General features: G+C 55.3%; 13 protein-coding genes. 6 read left to right on the top strand and 7 right to left on the bottom strand.

Features of this window, described 5'->3' with window-relative positions; genetic code table 11:
* The first annotated feature begins 309 nt into the window (after nucleotides 1–309).
* The 3 genes from ACP5OT_RS11885 to meaB all read left to right on the top strand — a co-directional run bounded on the left by ACP5OT_RS11885 (nucleotide 310) and on the right by meaB (nucleotide 5,832).
* On the top strand, nucleotides 310–2,451 hold the full coding sequence (locus ACP5OT_RS11885) for a methylmalonyl-CoA mutase family protein (RefSeq protein WP_424677288.1): 2,142 nt from the start codon (nucleotides 310–312) through the stop codon (nucleotides 2,449–2,451).
* On the top strand, nucleotides 2,448–4,649 hold the full coding sequence (gene scpA, locus ACP5OT_RS11880) for a methylmalonyl-CoA mutase (protein ID WP_424677287.1): 2,202 nt from the start codon (nucleotides 2,448–2,450) through the stop codon (nucleotides 4,647–4,649). Before ACP5OT_RS11885 ends, scpA begins: the two co-directional genes overlap by 4 nt.
* A gap of 73 nt (nucleotides 4,650–4,722) precedes the next feature.
* A complete protein-coding gene (gene meaB / locus ACP5OT_RS11875; RefSeq protein ID WP_428111996.1) occupies nucleotides 4,723–5,832 on the top strand; it encodes a methylmalonyl Co-A mutase-associated GTPase MeaB in 1,110 nt (369 codons plus the stop codon).
* Nucleotides 5,833–5,994: 162 nt separating this feature from the next.
* Here the strand turns inward: meaB and ACP5OT_RS11870 are convergent, their stop codons facing one another.
* The 7 genes from ACP5OT_RS11870 to ACP5OT_RS11840 form a co-directional block, all read right to left on the bottom strand.
* Nucleotides 5,995–6,672 (bottom strand): response regulator transcription factor, encoded by a 678-nt coding sequence (locus ACP5OT_RS11870; protein WP_424676976.1) that lies wholly within the window; start codon nucleotides 6,670–6,672, stop codon nucleotides 5,995–5,997.
* Between the two features lie 79 nt (nucleotides 6,673–6,751).
* Nucleotides 6,752–7,294, bottom strand: coding sequence for an acyl-CoA thioesterase (locus ACP5OT_RS11865; protein ID WP_012616623.1), 543 nt, complete (start codon nucleotides 7,292–7,294; stop codon nucleotides 6,752–6,754).
* 47 nt (nucleotides 7,295–7,341) lie between these two features.
* Nucleotides 7,342–8,184 (bottom strand): class I SAM-dependent methyltransferase, encoded by an 843-nt coding sequence (locus ACP5OT_RS11860; protein WP_424676974.1) that lies wholly within the window; start codon nucleotides 8,182–8,184, stop codon nucleotides 7,342–7,344.
* Entirely contained in the window at nucleotides 8,184–9,497 is a 1,314-nt protein-coding gene (locus tag ACP5OT_RS11855; protein WP_424676973.1) for a WD40 repeat domain-containing protein, read from the bottom strand. The genes ACP5OT_RS11860 and ACP5OT_RS11855 overlap by 1 nt, the downstream gene beginning before the upstream one ends.
* Nucleotides 9,498–9,602: 105 nt before the next feature.
* Complete coding sequence (locus ACP5OT_RS11850) at nucleotides 9,603–10,214, bottom strand: molybdenum cofactor guanylyltransferase (RefSeq protein ID WP_424676972.1); 612 nt, start codon at nucleotides 10,212–10,214, stop codon at nucleotides 9,603–9,605.
* A 33-nt stretch (nucleotides 10,215–10,247) separates the two neighbouring features.
* On the bottom strand, nucleotides 10,248–11,501 hold the full coding sequence (gene rho, locus ACP5OT_RS11845) for a transcription termination factor Rho (RefSeq protein WP_424676971.1): 1,254 nt from the start codon (nucleotides 11,499–11,501) through the stop codon (nucleotides 10,248–10,250).
* A gap of 23 nt (nucleotides 11,502–11,524) precedes the next feature.
* Nucleotides 11,525–12,538 carry a DNA-directed RNA polymerase subunit alpha gene (locus ACP5OT_RS11840; protein ID WP_424676970.1) on the bottom strand — a complete coding sequence of 338 codons (1,014 nt, stop codon included), beginning with the start codon at nucleotides 12,536–12,538 and terminating at the stop codon, nucleotides 11,525–11,527.
* A gap of 356 nt (nucleotides 12,539–12,894) precedes the next feature.
* Here ACP5OT_RS11840 and ACP5OT_RS11835 point away from each other — a divergent pair, with 356 nt between their 5' ends.
* Genes ACP5OT_RS11835 through ACP5OT_RS11825 form a run of 3 tightly spaced genes read left to right on the top strand, consistent with a single transcriptional unit; the run spans nucleotide 12,895 to nucleotide 15,527 of the window.
* On the top strand, nucleotides 12,895–13,434 hold the full coding sequence (locus tag ACP5OT_RS11835; protein ID WP_424676969.1) for a peroxiredoxin family protein: 540 nt from the start codon (nucleotides 12,895–12,897) through the stop codon (nucleotides 13,432–13,434).
* A gap of 10 nt (nucleotides 13,435–13,444) precedes the next feature.
* Nucleotides 13,445–14,179 (top strand): prolipoprotein diacylglyceryl transferase, encoded by a 735-nt coding sequence (locus tag ACP5OT_RS11830; protein ID WP_428132230.1) that lies wholly within the window; start codon nucleotides 13,445–13,447, stop codon nucleotides 14,177–14,179.
* 58 nt (nucleotides 14,180–14,237) lie between these two features.
* Nucleotides 14,238–15,527, top strand: a complete 1,290-nt coding sequence (locus ACP5OT_RS11825) for a response regulator (RefSeq protein WP_424676967.1) — start codon at nucleotides 14,238–14,240, stop codon at nucleotides 15,525–15,527.
* Nucleotides 15,528–15,583 lie beyond the last annotated feature (56 nt).

Below are 15,583 nucleotides of genomic sequence, written 5' to 3'. Positions count from 1 at the left end.
ATCGAACTATACGCGGCGTTGGCTTGCTTGTCAAGAAGTTGTAGCCCGAACTTGGAGGGGCGCGGCGTGCCGCGCCCCTCCATAAATCCATATCCAGCATCGCCCATCGGTATCACGCAGTCCTATTGCCATTCCAGCGCATAACCCACATAGTCTTGGTTACCGTACTGTAACTCATTCACCTAAGATACAATATTAACACACCGCAGTTATAAGATACTCTATAAAATGAGGCTAACCAACTGAGTTTTTCTCACGTTGCCGGTACACTAACCAATAGCAGGTGAGAATGCCGGTAAGGAGTATGCTATGGCTCCAGAGACGCAGGAGACGGTACAGCGCACTCCACTGTTCGACATGTTCGCTCCCGCGACGTATGAGGAGTGGCGATCAGCAGCGGAGAAGACGCTGAAAGGTGCGCCTTTCGAGAAGCGTTTGATTACGAAGACCTACGAGCAGATTCTGCTGCAACCGATTTATAATGCCGGTGATATTGCCGATCTACCGCATATCAACTCATTGCCCGGTTTTGCCCCTTTTGTACGAGATACTCGCATTCTCGGGCCGTTAGTCGAACGCTGGCAGGTAGCGCAAGAACTGCCTTACCCAACTACAACTGAAGTTCGTCAAGCGCTCCAAGCCGATCTGCCGCGTGGACTGACGGCGCTGAATCTGCCGCTTGATCAAGCGACCCGCCTTGGGATCGACCCCGATTCAGCCGCACCAACACAAGTCGGGATGGGGGGCGTGTCGTTGGCAACGCTTGACGATGCCCGCCGCTTGCTAACCGATCTCGATCTCAGCCGGTTGTCGCTTGCGATCAACACCGGCGCACAAGCCATGCCAGTGGCAACCCTCTTGCTGATTGCCGCCGAGGAGCAGGGTCTCAATCCTTCCCAACTACACGGCTGGCTAGGCGCCGATCCTTTAGGGGCGTTGGCTGCCGATGGCTCGCTGCCGGGTTCATTGGATCGCTGCTACGATTTACTGGCCGAATGGACGAGATGGGCTATAGCATATGCCCCACACGTGCGAACTATCCTTGTTTCTTCTCATGTCTACCACAACAGTGGTGCGCACGCCGCTCAAGAACTGGGCTGCGCGCTGGCAACCGGTGTAGCCTATCTCCGCGCAATGCAAGAGCGCGGCCTGAGTGTGAACGAAGTTGCCCCCAGGATCCAGTTTACCTGTTCGGTCGGGTCGCAATTCTTTCTCGAAGTGGCCCGGCTCCGCGCTGCCCGTATGTTGTGGACACGCATTGTGTCGGCATTCGACGGTGATGATACCGCCCAACGTATGCATCTCCACGTCCGCACCTCGGCATGGACGAAGACACGCTACGATGTCTACAACAATATGCTGCGCGCAACTGGTGAGGCGATGGCAGCAGTCATGGGTGGCGCGCAGAGTATTCATATCAGCCATTTTGATGAAGCGTGGGGCTTACCCGACGAGTTCTCGCGCCGGATTGCCCGCAACCTGCATGTGATTTTGCAAGAGGAGTGTAACTTCTTCCGCCTTATCGATCCACCCGGCGGGTCGTGGGCCGTCGAAAAACTGACCGACGAGATAGCTGCGAAGGCATGGGAGTTCTTCCAAGCGATTGAGCGGCAAGGTGGTATGGCGGCGGCCTTGCAAGCTGGGATGCTGCAAGCAGCAATTGCCGCCACTCGTGCTGAGCGCTTCGATGCCATTGCTCATCGCCGCGAGGTCATCGTGGGCGTCAATATGTACCCCAATCTGAACGAGAAGCTCCCCGAGGTACGCCAGATCGATCACGTGCAATTGCACGCCGCCCGTGCTGTTGATCTGCGCCATGCTCGCGAAACACGCGCTGAAGATGTCTGCCAGTCAGCCTTGATCGAACTCGCCCAGCAACGCACGATGACTGCGGCCCTGGCGGCTACCCGTGCCGGTGCCACACTTGGCGAAATGAGCTGCGCGTTGGTCGCTGCCGATAGCGCTGCACCACAGGTAACACCGTTGCCTGCCCACCGCGCCGCTGAACAGTTCGAGGCGCTGCGGGCTACAGCCGATGCGTACTCTGCCCGCACCGGTCGCCGACCAAGTGTTTTCCTCGCCAATATGGGGCCGATTAGCCAACACAAAGCACGTGCCGATTTCGCTACCAACTTCTTTGCTGCCGGTGGATTCGCCGTGATCGGTAACGATGGCTTCGCAACTGTTGAGGAAGCGGCCGCAGCAGCCCTCGCTGCCAATGCCGAGATCGTGACTATCTGTTCGACCGATGAAACGTACCCTGATATTGTTCCGGCCTTGACCCACGCTATCAAATCGCAACGACCTGAGACAACGATCGTATTAGCCGGATATCCGACTGATTTTATCGATATGTACCGCGCTGCCGGGATCGATGAGTTTATTCATCTGCGCGCCAACTGTTATGAAACACTGGCCCGGCTGCAACGTTTGAAAGGAGTAGCCGAGTGAAAAACCCTGACTTCACGACGCTGCCATACCGCGATGAATGGCCTACCCCCGCACCGGCCGAGTGGCAAACTCGTGCCGAGCAGGCTGCCGGTAAGCCATTGCACGAACTCGTATGGCGCACGATGGAACAGATCGATGTGCGCCCTCTTTACACAGCCGCCGATGTGGCCGGACTCGAACACCTCGGCTTTACTGCCGGCATCCCACCTTACCTGCGTGGCCCCTATCCAACAATGTATGTGACCCAACCATGGACGATTCGCCAGTATGCCGGTTTTTCCACAGCGGAAGCCAGTAATGCCTTCTACCGACGTAATCTTGCTGCCGGACAAAAGGGACTATCGGTGGCTTTCGATCTAGCGACCCACCGCGGCTACGACTCTGACCATCCACGGGTGGTGGGCGATGTTGGCAAGGCCGGTGTTGCCATCGACTCGGTACTCGACATGAAAATTCTGTTCGATGGGATACCGCTCGATCAGATGTCGGTCTCGATGACGATGAACGGGGCGGTCATTCCAATTATGGCCTTCTACATCGTCGCTGCCGAAGAGCAGGGGGTACGCCCTGAACAGCTTACCGGCACCATCCAGAACGACATCTTGAAAGAGTACATGGTGCGCAACACTTATATCTACCCGCCTGAGCCGTCAATGCGCATCATTGCCGACATCTTCGCGTACACGGCCAAGCACATGCCTAAGTTCAACAGTATTAGTATTTCGGGCTACCACATGCAAGAAGCCGGTGCAAGCGCCGATCTTGAGCTAGGCTATACGCTGGCCGATGGGTTGGAGTACGTGCGGGCCGGGCTAAAGGCCGGGCTGAATATCGATTCGTTCGCCCCGCGCCTTTCATTCTTCTGGGCGATCGGGATGAACTACTTTATGGAGATCGCTAAGATGCGCGCCGCCCGCATCCTTTGGGCCAAGATTATCAAGCAATTCAACCCGCAAGACCCACGCTCGCTGGCGTTGCGTACCCACTGCCAGACCTCGGGCTGGAGCTTGACCGAACAAGACCCGTTCAACAATGTCGCCCGCACATGCATCGAGGCAATGGCTGCCGCGCTTGGTCATACCCAGTCATTGCATACCAATTCGCTCGATGAGGCGATTGCCCTGCCAACCGACTTCTCGGCCCGGATTGCCCGCAATACCCAGTTGTACCTCCAAGAAGAGACCGGTATCTGCAAGATCGTCGATCCGTGGGGCGGCTCGTACTATCTTGAGTGGTTGACTGACGCACTTGCCCGTCGAGCATGGGCACATATCCAAGAAGTGGAAGAACTGGGTGGTATGGCTAAAGCGATAGAGGCCGGCCTCCCCAAACTGCGCATCGAAGAGGCAGCCGCACGCCGGCAAGCACATATCGATTCGGGCCGCGAGACGATTGTCGGCGTCAATAAGTATCGTCTCGAATACGAAGAGCCGATAGAGATTCTCGAAGTCGATAACACAGCAGTTCGCCAAAAGCAGATCGAGCGGTTACAGAAGTTGCGGGCTGAGCGCGATGAGACGCGCGTACAAGCAGCCCTTAACGAGCTGACCCGTGTCGCCGCTACCGGCGAAGGTAACCTGCTGGAAGCGGCCATCGAAGCGGCACGCGCGCGGGCCACCCTCGGCGAGATTTCAATGGCAATGGAAAAGGTGTTTGGCCGCTTCAAAGCCGAAATTCGCTCGATCTCCGGTGTATATAGTAGTGAATATAACGACAGTGAGCAGATCCAGCACGTGCGCGCCTTAGCCGATGCATTCGCCGCAATCGAAGGCCGGCGACCACGCATCCTCGTCGCGAAGGTTGGACAGGACGGACATGACCGGGGTGCGAAAGTCGTAGCGACGGCATTCGCCGACCTTGGCTTCGATGTTGACATTGGTTCACTCTTCCAGACCCCCGAAGAGGTGGCGCGGCAAGCTGTGGAAAACGATGTCCATGTGGTGGGGATCAGCTCACTGGCCGGCGGTCACAAGACTCTCTTGCCGCAAGTCGTGGAAGAGTTGCGTAAACTAGGCCGCGAGGATATTATTGTGGTCATCGGTGGGATTATTCCACCACAAGACTATGAGTTTCTACGTGCGCATGGTGCAGCCCTGATTTTCGGCCCCGGTACCATTTTACCGGTGGCTGCCGAAAAGTTGCTGCGCGAATTGCAACAGCGACTGCACGGCGATAGCATAGCTGCACCGGCGTCGTAGCACTACGACATCAATCATGAAGTCCACTCCCCTTGCTACGGGAAGTAGGCCGGGGGTGAAAACTGAGATACGTATGACCAACAACCAGCCAACTGCCGAAGAGATGCCATTTGCCTTGTCAGTGCTGGCGGGGATCGCCAGCCGCCACGACGGCCTGCCCGGGAACGCACCGGCATCTGCTACCCCGCCAACCGGCCCACGTCGCCGCCAGTTGTCTGTGGAAGATTATGTCAATGGTGTGCGTAATGGCGATCGTGCGATCCTGGCTCGCACCATCACGCTCATCGAGAGCAATGCTCCCGCTCACATTACCCAAGCGCAAGAGGTGTTACGCCATCTCCTGCCCTATACCGGTGGCTCCCTACGGGTGGGCATCACCGGCGTGCCCGGTGTTGGCAAGAGCACGTTCATCGAGGCACTCGGCACAATGCTCTGCGATCAAGGACACCGGGTTGCAGTATTAGCTATTGATCCATCGAGCAGTATCTCGCGGGGAAGTATTCTCGGCGACAAAACGCGCATGGAGCGTCTCGCGCGCCATCCCAACGCCTACATCCGGCCCTCGCCATCGGGAGGGAGTTTGGGAGGGGTGGCCCGTAAAACACGTGAAACGCTGCTCCTCTGTGAAGCCGCCGGCTTCGACATTGTGCTGGTCGAGACGGTCGGTGTCGGTCAGAGCGAGACGGCGGTGCGTGGCATGGTTGATTTCTTCCTGCTGTTAATGCTGGCCGGCGCCGGCGATGAGTTACAGGGGATCAAGAAGGGTGTGATCGAGTTAGCCGACGCGCTTGTCGTCACCAAAGCCGATGGCGACAACAAACCGCGTGCAATAGCAGCACAAGCCGAATACCGTCACGCTCTTCGCTACCTCACTCCGGCCACACCGGGTTGGAAACCGCCGGTACGTACCTGTTCGGCGGTGACCGGTGAAGGTATTGCCGCGATTTGGCAAGAGATTGAGCGTTTTCGCACCGAAATGACGGCAAACGGTACATTCGCCGCTCGTCGCCGTGAACAGGCGCGTGACTGGCTCTATCACCTAATCGATGAGCAATTACGGAGTCTCTTTTTTGCCCATCCGGTGGTACGCGAGCGGTTGCCTACCATTGAACAGGCGGTGGTGGAGGGAAGTTTGCCGGTCGTGAGTGCGGTACAGGAGTTGATCGCAGCTATCGGACGATAAACTACTACGAAAGATGGACGGGCGATGTCACCTTTCACGAACGAAGGGAATGGGCGATCGGAAGCGGGGTGCACTACCGTGCCCCTGACCATGCGTTTTTGCGTCTTTGCGTGCTCTGCGTCCTTGCGTTCAACCCTCTGCGTCTTTTGCGTACACAGTTTCCTACGCATCCTCCCGCAAAATATAGCCTACACTACGCACCGTGTGGATAAGACGAGGTTCGCCATTCGCTTCTAGCTTCTGGCGCAGATAGCGCACATACACTTCAATGATATTGCTCTCTCCCCCAAAATCGTAATTCCATACCCGATCGTAAATAACATCACGGGTCAACACCTGATTGGGGTGACGCATAAAGAGTTCAAGCAGGTCGTATTCTTTGGCCGTTAGCTCAACACGACGGTCTCCCACGCGCAACTCACGTGAACGGGTATCAAGCGTCAAATTCGCAAACCGAAGCACCTCTTGGTGCTGATACGTCTGTTGACGGCGCAGTTGGGCACGGATGCGGGCCAATAACTCTTCAAACGCAAACGGTTTTACCAGATAATCATCAGCACCTGCTTCAAGGCCGGCCACCCGATCACGCACAGCATCCCGAGCCGTCAGCATAATGATCGGGACATTTGACGCGGCGCGGATACGGCGCGCTACCTCGAAGCCATCGATCACCGGCAACATTAAGTCAAGTACGACGAGATCGTAATTGCCGGTCGAGGCCATCTCCAACCCTTGCAACCCATCGAACGCTACATCAACGTGATAGCCTTCAAGGCTTAGACCACGCCGTAGGTAAGAAGCAATTTCAGTTTCATCTTCAATAATGAGTATGCGCATCATGCTTCATAGTATACGAAGCGATAGCGCGCTCGTCAATGTTAATGATTAATGACAAGCGAGCAAATGAAAAAGCACCGTGCTAATGCGGCTCACTATCCAGCTCGTTCAAAAAATCTTCGGGATGCTGACGAATCTCAAGACTCCGCTGCTCGATCTCACGGCGTAATTCGCGGCGCAAACGCGCTGCCATCCACCGCCGACGCTGCTCGGCTGTCTCGATCCGCACCGGTGGTACAGGGCACGGACGAAACTCTTCATCCACAGCAACCATCGTAAAATAGCAGGTCATGACATGCCGCTGCGTGCGCGCCGTAATATTTTCGGCCACTACTCGAATACCAACCTCCATCGAGGTCGTACCGGTATAGTTGATCGATGCCAGAAACGTCACCAATTCGCCCACGTGAATACGGGCCCGGAAGATGACTTGGTCGACCGAGACGGTGACAACATAACGCCCCGAATAACGCGAGGCACAAGCATAAGCAACTTGATCGAGCAGTTTCAAAATATGGCCACCGTGAACATTACCGGCGAAGTTCGCCATATCAGGTGTCATCAAGACCGTCATTTGTAGAGTACGAAACTGCTCGGTTTGTTGAGTTCCGCCGTTAGCTTCCATAAGCCACTCCGCGAGTATCGTTCACCGCTGCTTGATAAAGTATACTCTTAGGAGATACGGCTTTCGGATCGCGTGAATAGGAGCAGATAGTAACGCCAGAGTCCGGCATTGAGGGTTTGCGTTTGGGTGATACAGCCGCGCATCGCCGCAATCTGGAGATCGGATTGCAACCGAAGCATATGGAGTACCAGCGCTGCCGGTAGCGTTAACCGGGCAAAATGGCCGAGGAAGCGAAGAGAGGGGCCGGCGCTGATGGTCAAATCATCACAGCGCTGCACACGCAGCCCGGCAACGTTGGCCAGAGTCATCAGCTCATCAACCGTAACGAGATCGGGCATTGCCCATGACCGTAACCAACCCCGTAGCGCCGCACGTTCGACCGGAGGCAGATCGGGCCGGGCGGCAAACCGGTCCGCGATTACCAAACGACCACCGGGGCGCAGCACCCGAGCAACTTCGGCCAACAAGGCCGGTTTATCGGGGGCATGACAGATACTTTCCAGCATCCAGACCACATCACACGAGGCAGAAGGGAGTGGTATAGCAGCGTAATCGGCACAGATAAACTTGGCACACCCACCACGTCGCGCGCGTTTTGCCTGTTCTGGAACTATCGTAAGGCCGATCACCGGCCCATCGTGGTGTTCGGCGATCCGGTTAGCACTTGCTCCGGCGCCACATCCGGCATCAAGAAGGCATTCACCTGGTCGCAGTTGAGCCGCAGCGAGCAACGTCTCATCAATGGCCTGCAACGCTGCGCGGTGGCTACGTGCCTGTTGCCATAGCCCGGCGTGCATTGCCTGCGAACCGCGCAGCATCCCCAATACACGAAACATCCAATCGGTCTGACGATAAAATGCGCGTACTGCATTATGGTAATCGCTCACCATCACGTATACGCCCAGATTCGCACTACCGCATCAAAACTCCCACTCGCCAGAACATTGCCGCACGGTGCAAATGCCACACACGTCACACGTTCGCCATGACCTCGCAGTTCCCAACGCAGCTCTCCATTACTTACCTGCCACATGAGCACAGTCCGACCATCATGAGCACTCGCCAAATACCGATTATCAGGACTAAACGCAAGACTCGAACACGCTCCAGCATAGGAAGGCAACATCTGCACCGGTTGCCAATCAGCGACCTGCCAGATAATAATCACCCCATCAGCACTTGCACTTGCGGCTAACTCGCCATCAGCGCTAAATGCAACGCTGAGAATTTCGTCATCGTGACCTTGCATGTCCCGAATCAATGACCGATTGGGCGAACTCCAGAGTCGAACGACCCGATCTTGTCCTCCCGACAAGAGCAAGTCGCCGCGCGGGTGGAATGCCAAACTATAGATGAAACCTTCGTGACCGGATAAGCCCCCTCTTACGCTGCCATCAGTCGCATTCCACAGCCAGATAACCGGTGCCCAGCCGGTAGCCGCGATCAGATCACCATTGGGCTGAAAAGCTACACTAAAAAGTGCTCCGTGGTGTTGGTCGTTACCGAGATACAGGAGCGGTTCTCCATCGGCTACTCGCCAGACCTGTACTCCATCCTGACGACCCGCAGCCGCAATCCGTTGACCATCAGGACTAAAAGCCACTGCATTGATTTCATCAATCCTACTGCTCAGCACGCGCTGCAATTGACCATCAGCCCACCGCCAAAGCCGTAGTTTCCCATCCAGAGAACCGGTCGCTAAGGTCTGCTGATCGGGACTAAATGCCAGCGTTTTCACCCAACTCTGCACGGCCAATAATCGCTGTACAGAAGGCGGTCGCGCCGTACAAGAGTCAAGAGACGGTCGCTCAAGTTGAAAAAGGCGATGATGAGCAGCCAACATATGTCGGCTTGGTCGAAGGGGCAACCGTTTCGGCTGACGGAGACGTTTACCTGCCAGTGCTCTGTATTCACTATTCTGCAATCCCGGCGCCACAAGCACTTCGAGGGTCATGGCATCGATGGTCAGAAGACCGGATTGAAAAAGCTGCTGGAGATCGGCCCGCAACAACAACGCATTATACGGCTCAGCCGGCCCATTGGGATCGATCAAAACTGGACGCAAGACAGCATCAACTTGACAACCACTAATTGCACATGCGCCATCATATGCTATCAGCAATTGTTGTCGCAGATGTTCCAACCCTAACGACGCAGGAGCTGACGACTCAATGGGTTCGTTGAAGGGAGAACGGTGCTGCATTGGTACACTCGGTCGTCATCGGTAAAGCGACTCACTTGGTGAGTAGTATAGAGCCGATACATAAATACGACCTGTGTACACAATGACTAGTAGTTAACAAATCATTTAAATGTTGGTCGTGCCAAGATATGCCTGCACGAGTTTCAAATCGTCCGGCGTATTGAGATTGAGTAATGAACGGCCCGTAGGATCATACATTTGCCACAACTCAGGGCCGGGATCGACCCAATGCAATGCCGTCACGGCGACTTGTAAACGCCGCTCACCGGCGGCAAACACTCGACGCAATGGGGCGAGCGCACTATGCCGATACACAGCCAGTAGCGGTTGTAGTTGACCGGGATGCGGATAGGAAGAGGGGATCAGGGCATCACCAACGAACGGCCACTGCGCCAACGCAGCCAGCAACGTCGGTACAATGACAGGCATATCGGCGGCGATGACCAACGCCGTCGGTGTCTGCATCGCTTGGAGACCGCTGATCACCCCCCCCAAAGCACCGCTACCCGGTTGTTCATCGGCTACTAACCGCGCCGGCAGATCGGGCCATGCGTGCGCATCATTCAGCACAACAAGTACCTCGCTACAAAGAGGTTGCAAAAGTGCCACAGCTCGTTCAAGCACGCATGGACCCTGTTCGCCCCACAACCGTAACCGCCGCTTATCGGTACCAAAGCGACGACTACGGCCACCAGCGATAATAATGCCGCTCATCATAATATGAAAGACATTGCGTTAAGGGCAAACGGTTCACGAACCTACCTTACCGAGCGAAGCCAAAAACTCAGCGTTGCTCTTCGTCTTCGCCATTCGGGTCAGCATCAGCTCAGCACCTTCATTCTCACCAACCATGCTGACCATCCGTCGCAACATCCAGCTCTGGCGCAGCGTCACCGGATCGAGCAACAGATCCTCACGGCGCGTACCCGAGCGCTGAATATCAACGGCGGGGAAGATGCGCTTCTCGGCCAGTTTACGGTCGAGATGCAGTTCCATGTTACCGGTGCCTTTGAACTCTTCGTAGATCACATCATCCATCCGCGAACCGGTATCGACCAGACAGGTCGCAATAATGGTGAGGGAACCACCATCTTCAATATTGCGTGCCGAGCCGAAGAAGCGTTTTGGCGGATAGAGGGCGGCGGGATCGACACCACCGGAAAGAGTTCGTCCACTAGGCGGCATCGCGATATTGTAGGCACGGGTCAAGCGGGTCAGTGAGTCCATCAAGATCACCACGTGACGACCGTGCTCAACTTGTCGTTTTGCCTTTTCCAGTACCAATTCAGCTACCTTAATATGCTGCTCAACCGGTTCATCAAAGGTAGCGGCCACCACTTCGCCCTGCACCGACCGCCGCATATCGGTCACTTCTTCGGGTCGCTCACCGATCAGCAGCACGATCAACTGAATATCGGGTGCATTGGTCGTAATACCGTTGGCAATGGCCTTCAGCAGCATCGTCTTCCCGGCCTTGGGAGGTGCAACAATCAACCCGCGCTGTCCACGCCCAATCGGCGCGATGACATCAACAATCCGGGTAGGCAAAATATTCGGCTCGGTCGAGAGCACAATTTGCACATTGGGATGGATCGGTGTCAAATGCTCGAAGAGTGGCCGTTTTTGTGCAGCTTCCGCCGGTAAGCCATTCACCCGCTCGACATAAAGCAGCGACGGGTAGCGCTCGACCTCTTTCGGCGGACGCACCCGTCCTTCGATCATATCGCCGGTACGCAGGTTAAAACGACGAATTTGCGACTGTGCCACGTAGACATCATCGGTGCTAGGTGTCAGGCGAGGATTGCGGAGAAAACCGTGACCATCAGGAACAATTTCGAGGATACCAGAACCTTGCATCGTCACCGGTTCTTCAACTACCGTTGTGGTTGTGGTTAGAGTGGTCACCGCCACTGTTTCATTGGTCGTAGATTCGCTCGCCTCACCATTCACCCGGCGACGCCGACGACGAACCTTCTCGGCGGTTTCGGCGATTCCTGAAGTCATAAGTTTGTCATCCATTGCGTATGTCACTTCTCCTCTGGGTGGGAATCATGAGTTGACGGCACATTCTGATTGGTGGTATCAGGTAAATGGCCGGACGTCGTTTCACCAGAACGATACCCAAGTGCTGCCAGACGCTGGTGTATCTCTTCAATTCCCTTGGCCCCCAAATTACGAATACTCATCAAACCACGATCATCAAGACGCAGCAACTGGCCAATCGTTTGAATATCTGCTCGGCGCAAACTATTGTAGGTGCGCGTACTCAGGCCAAGCTCGTCAATTGTGCGGTTGGCAATCTCCTCGGGGATCGGTGGTGGTAGCGTAGGTTGCTGTTCTGGTTCTTCTGGCTGGTTCAAACTGACGATCCGGCCAAAATATTGAGCCAGAATCTGGGCAGCATGGCTCAGCGCATCACCGGGCTTAATCGTTTCATCCGTCCAAATCTCAATGATCAAGCGATCATACCCGGTGAGTGGATCACCACCTATCTCCTCGACCAAAAAGTTCACCCGCGGAATAGGGCTAAAGAGCGCATCAACAGCGATCTCGCCGATTGGCATTCCGCTCACCGTATCGGCCAACTGGACCCCACGTCCGCGTTCGACGGTCAGTTGCATTTCGAGTGTCGTGTGTTCGTCATCGATAGTACAGAGGTAATGTTGCGGATTAACAATCTCAACCGTACTGGGAGCATCAATATCGCCGGCAAAAACCGGACCGGGACCTTGCTTAACCAGTTGCAATGCAACTGCCCGATCACTGTACGAACGTAAGCGAATGCCTTTGACATTTAGCACCAACTGCGTGCCATCTTCAACAACGCCGGGGATTGCCGTAAATTCATGAATAACTCCGGTAATTTTAATCCTGGTCACGGCTGCACCGGGAATCGATGAGAGCAACACACGGCGCAGCGCATTCCCCAACGAGGTGCCATGACCACGCTGGAGCGGTGCAATGGCAAAACGGCCATAATTTTCAGCCGCAGCAAGGAGGGTAACTCGTGGTGTTATCAGCGATAGTTCGAGCGTTTCCATACTTTATTCCAGAATCCTTCGCAACCTTGATCGCGCCCCTCACTGCCATCGCGGCTTGCGGCTCTAGAAAACGGTACACCTTGCCGGACGATGACAGATCCGACCTCCAAACTCAACCAACATGACGAGAGCGGGAAGCTGTGCTCACAGTGCGCCTGCTAGGCGGCGCTGCAACGCAGTTGGTGGCAGCAGTACGCCTACACGTGTGCGTGACTTGATTATACCGACAAGAGTTACATACTGTGCCGGTCACAGACTCATTATATGATACCATATGTTATGAGATTTGCAGCAAGATCTTGGGTCAAGTTGCGGGATATACTATTGTGCTCAGTACCAATACAATAGAGAATGTTATGCACTCTCCCCCAAAGCGTGATTGGTTTCTCGTCACATTGATCATAGCCGGTATCAGTTGGATTATCATCAGTCGCCCGCCGGATATCCAACCACCAACCATCAGCCCTCGCCCCGGTTTTATTGCCCCGACTATTGCGTTACCACAGGCTAACGATCAAACCATTGTCTTGGCCGAACTACGAGGCCGTGTTGTGGTTGTCAATTTCTGGGCCAGTTGGTGCGGGCCATGCCGTGCGGAAATGCCAACGCTTGAACGTCTCTATCAGGCAGAACAGGATCGCGGCTTGATCGTGCTCGCCGTCAATCAGACCATGCAAGATAGCGAAACGGCGGTTATGGCGATGCAACGCGAGCTAGGGCTGAGTTTTCCGATCGTCTTCGACCGTGACGGTACAACCACCGAACGGTACGGTATTCGTATGTTGCCAACAACGTTTATTATTGACCGAGCCGGCGTTATTCGTCACGTGTTCTTTGGTGGGCCGTTGAGTGAAGCACACTTACGCAGCGTGATCGAACCACTCCTCGCCGAATAGGGAAACCGCTATGTTGCCTGTATTGCAAATTGGACCTGTTGCCCTTTATACGCCTGGTTTGATCATGGTACTCGGTGGATGGTTTATGATCCAGGCGGTTGGGCGAGCCGCACATGAGCACGAACTGGATGGCAACCGACTCGAACAGATAATGTTTATCTCTTTGCTCGCCGGTGTAGTCGGCGCACGTCTTGGGTATGCCGCCGGCTCGTGGACGAGCTATCTCGCCGATCCGTGGGCCTTCCTGTCACGGGATCTCCAAGCATTCTCGCTCCCCACCGGAGTCGCCACGGCGCTGGTCGTCGGTGGCTGGCTCCTCTGGCGGCAACATTGGCCGTTCTGGTCAACCCTTGATGCACTTGCCCCAGGTCTTGCGATCGCGATGTTTACCTATGCCCTCGCCCAATGGGCCAGTGGTGATGGTTACGGTCTCCCGACAACGCTGCCATGGGCGATCAATCTGTGGGGTGAATACCGCCATCCGACCCAACTCTACGCAGCGATAACGGCCCTCGGCGCGTTGATTATCTGGCGACGACGCTATCATCGGCGCCAACCGGCCGGTGCCCGCTTTCTGATCGTCTGTGCTACCCTCGCCGCCGGTACCCTGATCGGTGAGGGATTTGCCGCTACCGGTTGGTTGCTACCGGGAAATGTTCGTCTCTCACAAGTTGTTGCATTAACTATTCTAGTAATTATCACCTACATTTGGCAACATATCTTTTCTTATCAAAGTCATCGGTAACGCGGTATACTAGCATGGGAAAGAAAGGTACATTTATTACTTCATCACGAGAAAACACATGCGGGTATTGATCGTCGAAGATGAATTGATCATTGCGCAAGATCTCAGTCACACTCTACGGCGAATCGGGCATTCGGTTACCGATGTGGTGACGAATGGCGAGGCCGCTTTAGCTGCTGTAAGCCGTCAACCACCTGATCTGGTGTTGATGGATATCCGACTCAGTGGGCCAATGGATGGCATTGAAGCGGCCCGCCAGATCTATAACCGCTGGGGGGTGCCGGTCATCTTCCTCACAGCCCACGCCGATGACCAAACGGTACGCGAAGCACTGCTCGCCGAGCCGTGGGCGTACTTGCTGAAACCGTTCGACGAGCGGGAGCTGGAAGTTGCTATCGCAGTCGCAGCTTACAAACATCGTCTCGAACGACGATTGCAAGCGAGCGAACGTCATCTGCGGACGACGTTGACCAGTATCGGCGATGGCGTCATCGTGACCGATCCGCAAAGTCGGATTACGTTCATCAATCCGGTGGCCGCTCGTTTGCTGGGTGTTACCCCCGAAGAGGCGATTGGCTGGCCATTGGTGCGCGTCTATACGTTAGTTGCCACCAACACCGGTCTTCCTGCCGATAGTGCCACTGTCCACACCGATACAGTCAATGGGCTACCGGCGCCGGCCACCCTTTTGACGCGCAATGGCGAGCGCTTACTGGTCGAACACACCGTAGCGCCAATTACCGGTGATGACGGGACAAATGAAGGGGTCGTTATTATTTTTCGTGATGTTAGCGAGCGACAACGCGCCATTAACCAACTACACGAGTCAAAACGGCGTTTGCAACACGTCCAGTCGCTCCTCGAGCAGCGTGAACAAAATATTATTACCTTTGGTACACTGGCCCATACCCTACGCGAAGTACGCTCACGCCAGGAACTCTACGCTGCGATTATCACCGCCGGTACGCAGTTGTTACCCAATTATCGCGGTACACTCTTGATCTACAACCCTAATGCCGATCTCGTGGATGCGGTTGGACATTGGGGGGAACCTCTCGTCCATCACCCTGTACCGCGCTGTACCTGCTGGGGTGAACGGTTTTGGTCGTTGAGCTTGGCCGGCGATACCCATGCTTGTCATTTTTTGCCGAAGGGCCTGCTTGGTGAACGCATGTGTTTACCCATTCACCAACACAATGAGGTGATAGGTCTCCTCAGTTTGTACCATCCCGATCCGAGCAACGGTAGTGGTTATCAGTTGGCAGTAGCACTGGCCGAAGTGGCGAGTTTGGGCTTTGATGCCCTGGCCGATAGACTCGAATCGGCCTCCCAATCGATGTCGTCGTAACGATAATACCCGGGAATCGTCAGTTGTGTATCGTTGGCGCATGATAACAATACGAA

The sequence above is a fragment of the Chloroflexus sp. genome (assembly GCF_049970315.1).
Lineage (GTDB): Bacteria > Chloroflexota > Chloroflexia > Chloroflexales > Chloroflexaceae > Chloroflexus.
Note: the sequence above shows the minus strand (reverse complement) of the source record. Positions and strands in the feature narration are given on the sequence as shown.

Bases quoted from the DNA above. Each gene is read 5' to 3' on its own strand.
- ACP5OT_RS11885 (WP_424677288.1), top strand. From the start codon at position 310: ATGGCTCCAGAGACGCAGGAGACGGTACAGCGCACTCCACTGTTCGAC.
- meaB (WP_428111996.1), top strand. From the start codon at position 4,723: ATGACCAACAACCAGCCAACTGCCGAAGAGATGCCATTTGCCTTGTCA.
- ACP5OT_RS11870 (WP_424676976.1), bottom strand. From the start codon at position 6,672: ATGATGCGCATACTCATTATTGAAGATGAAACTGAAATTGCTTCTTAC.
- ACP5OT_RS11865 (WP_012616623.1), bottom strand. From the start codon at position 7,294: ATGGAAGCTAACGGCGGAACTCAACAAACCGAGCAGTTTCGTACTCTA.
- ACP5OT_RS11860 (WP_424676974.1), bottom strand. From the start codon at position 8,184: ATGGTGAGCGATTACCATAATGCAGTACGCGCATTTTATCGTCAGACC.
- ACP5OT_RS11855 (WP_424676973.1), bottom strand. From the start codon at position 9,497: ATGCAGCACCGTTCTCCCTTCAACGAACCCATTGAGTCGTCAGCTCCT.
- ACP5OT_RS11850 (WP_424676972.1), bottom strand. From the start codon at position 10,214: ATGATGAGCGGCATTATTATCGCTGGTGGCCGTAGTCGTCGCTTTGGT.
- rho (WP_424676971.1), bottom strand. From the start codon at position 11,501: ATGACTTCAGGAATCGCCGAAACCGCCGAGAAGGTTCGTCGTCGGCGT.
- ACP5OT_RS11840 (WP_424676970.1), bottom strand. From the start codon at position 12,538: ATGGAAACGCTCGAACTATCGCTGATAACACCACGAGTTACCCTCCTT.
- ACP5OT_RS11835 (WP_424676969.1), top strand. From the start codon at position 12,895: ATGCACTCTCCCCCAAAGCGTGATTGGTTTCTCGTCACATTGATCATA.
- ACP5OT_RS11830 (WP_428132230.1), top strand. From the start codon at position 13,445: ATGTTGCCTGTATTGCAAATTGGACCTGTTGCCCTTTATACGCCTGGT.
- ACP5OT_RS11825 (WP_424676967.1), top strand. From the start codon at position 14,238: ATGCGGGTATTGATCGTCGAAGATGAATTGATCATTGCGCAAGATCTC.